Source organism: Microtetraspora sp. AC03309 (assembly GCF_020826795.1).
In the GTDB taxonomy this organism is placed as follows: domain Bacteria; phylum Actinomycetota; class Actinomycetes; order Streptosporangiales; family Streptosporangiaceae; genus Microtetraspora; species Microtetraspora glauca.
In genome coordinates this window covers 1-923 of sequence record NZ_JADDIL010000247.1, presented here as the reverse complement: position 1 = coordinate 923, position 923 = coordinate 1, and the positions used below count along the sequence as shown (strand labels likewise).

Genomic DNA, 923 nt, shown 5'->3' with positions numbered 1-923 from the left:
CGGCCGAGTTGTTGTTCGGTGTTTCGCCGACTGGTGCTTTCGGGAGCGGGAGGATTGCGGGGGTGGCAGCGATGTCTCCCAGAGCAGCGCTCTGGAGAGTTGCGGCCTCAGCGTTGAGCGGAGCCATCGCGGCCACGGCTGCCGAGGTGCCTCCGTTTGACTGTGCTTCATTCCACGCTTCATCGGCGGCATCCGCGATGCGGTTCAGATCGGTCTTATTCCCGCGGACGATCGCGTGGAACGAATCGAGCGCCCCCGCCCGGGAATCGTAGTAGTCGGCACTCTCGTAGCCGTGGTCAGTCATGTTTAGCATCAAGGTGTTCCGTGCATCCCCGGCCTGGCCTTCCAGCAGCTCTGCACCGCGCGCCCTTTCCCTCTGCACGTCTGCGGCGTACTCGGCCACCGCTTTCGCCGTGGCCCGCTCGTCGTCGGCCAGGGCCTGTAACTCTGTTTCGCTGATAGACGGCCAGTACGGCAGCACCGTTAACGCCGCGGCCTTCCCCGTGGGGCGTGGTACGTCCCCCGTATTACCGACAACCGCCGCCATCGAACCCCCTCAGCTCTATTTCTCGCGCAACCCGCAGACGGTCCAAACCTGCTCAACCGCCGCGTTTTCTGTATCCATGCTGTAGGGCGGTGGTTCAGCTAGCCCGCGTGCCCGGACGTTCCCGTGGGCGGCCACACGCGCCCGATAGACCGAAGTGAGGTCGGTGACCGCCACACGCACAGGCGTACTGGCATCGGGATTGTCGGCCAGCGCGACCTGGAGTGCGGTCACGGTCGGGAGAAGATCGGACCCAACCTTGTCTGGGGTGACCATCGCACTGTTGATGATGGCGTAGCTGGTGCACAGGGAGACATCTTGGGCATGAACCTCCGCGGCTGACGGTGTGGAGTTCACAGTGTCTGCAGCCGACTCGTTC

2 protein-coding genes are annotated in these 923 nt (G+C 64.1%); both read right to left on the bottom strand.

Features of this window, described 5'->3' with window-relative positions:
• The coding region (locus IMZ11_RS42600) for a hypothetical protein (protein WP_228649275.1) at positions 1 to 547 on the bottom strand (547 nt) is incomplete at its 3' end.
• A gap of 15 nt (positions 548 to 562) precedes the next feature.
• Positions 563 to 923 (bottom strand): hypothetical protein (locus tag IMZ11_RS42595; protein WP_228649273.1); only part of this gene is annotated, 361 nt, incomplete at its 5' end.